Raw genomic sequence first — 2,800 nt, forward strand, 5'->3', positions numbered from 1 at the left:
ATCCGCCGGACCGGGTCGAGGATCGACGGGAAATCGGCCTGGCGGCCGCCGTAGCGGGCCGGTACCAGCAGCTCGGTGAAACCGGACGCGACAAATTCGGTGATCGTGGCGCTGGGCAGCTGGCGCAGTTCCTCTGCCTGCTGCGCGCGTTCGGCCAGTCGGGCGACGAACTCCGGGCTGATAGTCGGCGACGCCGCCGAGACCACGACCATGCCGGCGAACCTACCATACTTTTTGGTATGGAGTTGGCGATCAGCGCGCGAGCATGATGGCGAGGAAGCGTTCCCGGCGGGCCGCGCCGCGGGCATTCGGCATCTGTCCGGACAGGTGCAGGAACCCGATTCCGGCCGCGAACGTGGCGTTGGCCCGCAGGTCCGCCTCGTCCGAATCGAAGCCGTAGTCCAGGAACGCCTGGCGGACGGCGGTCAGCACCCGCTGATCGGCCGCTCGGACGCTGGCGGCGACGGCATCGTCGGTTCGGGCCCACTCGCGCATCGCGCGTTCCAGGGTCCAATGCCGGGCGCTCAATAACGACGACATCATTTGCGAGAGCCGTTCCCTGGGCGGAGTGCCGGCCAGCTCGCCGAAATGGCGGCGATCGTCATCGCGCAAATCGCCCCAGGCCGCGACCAGCATGGCGCGATAACTCGCCATGTCGGCGAAATGCCAGTAAAAGCTGCCTTTGGTCACGCCCAGACGGCTGCATAGCCGGTCGATCTTCAGCGCTTTGATGCCCTCCTCGGCGAGCACCGCGTAGCCGGCCCGAATCCAGTCGTCGACGGATAACCGGCTGGTGGTGGGGGTTGCGCGGTCGGCTGCCATTAGCGGCAGCCTACGGTGAATCAACCGCGTCATCGTCGCCGCGGGACAGATGAAAACTGACGCCGACGTTACTTTTCATTTGTCACAGGAATATGACAGCCAACGGCAGCCGGGTGTCCTCAGGTACTGGTCACATGTTTTACTCGACTCGCACAACTGAAATTTCTCGGTCCGTTCTCGGCCGTACCGGGCACAGTGGAGCGGATCGGACAGCGCAGTAGAGAACAATGCTGCGGTGCTGGCGGCGACCTTCGCTCGTGGGGGTGTAGGCGTGATACGCGACAACCGAAAGATGGATGGACTGCAGCTATGAAGTTCGTTGACAAAATTCGAGGCCCTTGGGCGCGCAGGTTTACCATCGCCGCGATAGCGGCGGCGCTGCTACCGGGTGTGATCGGGCTGACGGGAGGCTCCGCGACCGCGGGGGCGTTCTCCCGGCCCGGCCTGCCGGTCGAATACCTGATGGTGCCGTCCCCGTCGATGGGCCGAGACATCAAGATCCAATTCCAGCCCGGCGGCGAGCATGCGCTCTACATGCTCGATGGGCTGCGCGCACGCGAGGACTTCAACGGCTGGGACATGGAGACCGCGGCGTTCGAGTGGTACTACGAGTCCGGCATCTCGGTGGTCATGCCGGTCGGCGGCCAGTCCAGCTTCTACACCGACTGGTATCAGCCGGCGTGCGGCAAGGCCGGCTGCCAGACCTACAAGTGGGAGACGTTCCTGACCAGTGAGCTGCCGCAGTGGCTGTCGGCCGAGAAGGGCATTTCCCCCACCGGCAACGCCTCGGTCGGCCTGTCGATGTCCGGCAACTCTTCGATGATCCTGGCCGCCTTCCACCCCGATCAGTTCATCTACGCGGGGTCGTTGTCGGCGTTCCTGAACCCGTCCGAGGGCATGTGGCCGTTCCTGATCAACATGGCGATGGGCGACGCCGGTGGCTACGAGACCGGTCCGATGTGGGGCCCCGCAGAAACCGATCCGGCGTGGAAACGCAACGACCCGATGATCCAGATCCCCAGGCTGGTGGAGAACAACACCCGCTTGTGGGTCTACTGCGGCAACGGAACGCCCAACGAGTTGGGTGGGGCGAACCTTCCCGCGGAGTTCCTGGAAGGCCTGACAATCCGGACCAACCGGACCTTCCAGGACAACTACATCGCCGCGGGCGGTAACAACGCCGTGTTCAACTTCCCGCCCTACGGCACCCACAGCTGGGAGTACTGGGGTGCGCAGCTGCAGCAGATGAAGCCCGACCTGCAGCAGCACCTCGGCGCTGCCTAAACCAATCAGCTCGGCTCCCGGCTCGCGTGGCCGGGGGCCGAGCTAGTTTCTGACCGTCGGGCTATGGCCCACCCTCGAAGTCGGTGCCCTGCGCGGCGGTTGATTCTGCGCGAAGGCGTAGCACGTCCCGTAGTGCCCCGCCACGCACGGCACGCCATTCATCGTCGGTACCGGGCCGCCAGAAACCACCGTCGGGACGCCGTTCGCGTCGGTGTCCGAATTCGGGGAAGGGCTAGCGAGGGCGGTCGGCGCGGTGGCGATCGCGGCGGCACACCCGCCAGCCAGGATCAACCCGCGTAACCGCATATTCGCAGGGTACGCGCGGGTTCCTCAAAACCCGCCGGCGACCCGGACCACGGCCCGACCGGAGTACCGGCCCGCCCGCAGTTCGTCGATCACACTGACCACGTCCTTGACGTCGACATCGTGCGATATCGCCGAAAGGTGTTGTGGACGAAGCGAACCGCCCAGCAGCTTCCAGAGCTCGCGGCGCGGCCCGATCGGCATCTGCACCGAGTCGATGCCCAGAAGCGCCACGCCCCGGAGGATGAACGGCATCACCGTGGTCTTCAGCGCCGCTCCGCCGGTCAGCCCGCTGGCCGCGACCGCGCCGCCGTACTGCGCGGTGCTGAGCACGTCGGCCAGCGTCGCGCCGCCGACGCAATCCACCGCCCCGGCCCACTGGGCCTTGGCC

General features: G+C 66.1%; 2 protein-coding genes and 2 pseudogenes. 1 reads left to right on the top strand and 3 read right to left on the bottom strand.

The genetic code is table 11. The features are described 5' to 3' along the window. Together ACRDU5_RS04980 and ACRDU5_RS04985 are read right to left on the bottom strand one after the other, a co-directional pair. Positions 1 to 212, bottom strand: a pseudogene (locus tag ACRDU5_RS04980) (acyl-CoA dehydrogenase family protein); the annotation flags it as partial. 40 nt (positions 213 to 252) lie between these two features. Beyond that, entirely contained in the window at positions 253 to 822 is a 570-nt protein-coding gene (locus ACRDU5_RS04985) for a TetR/AcrR family transcriptional regulator (protein WP_526613285.1), read from the bottom strand. 309 nt (positions 823 to 1,131) lie between these two features. Between ACRDU5_RS04985 and ACRDU5_RS04990 the strand changes: the two genes are divergently transcribed. Next, complete coding sequence (locus ACRDU5_RS04990; RefSeq protein WP_526613286.1) at positions 1,132 to 2,106, top strand: alpha/beta hydrolase; 975 nt, start codon at positions 1,132 to 1,134, stop codon at positions 2,104 to 2,106. A gap of 330 nt (positions 2,107 to 2,436) precedes the next feature. Here ACRDU5_RS04990 and ACRDU5_RS04995 read toward each other — a convergent pair. Next, positions 2,437 to 2,800 (bottom strand): annotated as a pseudogene (locus tag ACRDU5_RS04995) (oxidoreductase); the annotation flags it as partial.

Source organism: Mycobacterium sp. (genome assembly GCF_050701515.1).
Taxonomy (GTDB): Bacteria; Actinomycetota; Actinomycetes; order Mycobacteriales; family Mycobacteriaceae; genus Mycobacterium.

Excerpts from the sequence above, each read along its gene's own strand:
- ACRDU5_RS04990 (WP_526613286.1), top strand. The coding sequence starts at position 1,132 with ATGAAGTTCGTTGACAAAATTCGAGGCCCTTGGGCGCGCAGGTTTACC.
- ACRDU5_RS04985 (WP_526613285.1), bottom strand. The coding sequence starts at position 822 with ATGGCAGCCGACCGCGCAACCCCCACCACCAGCCGGTTATCCGTCGAC.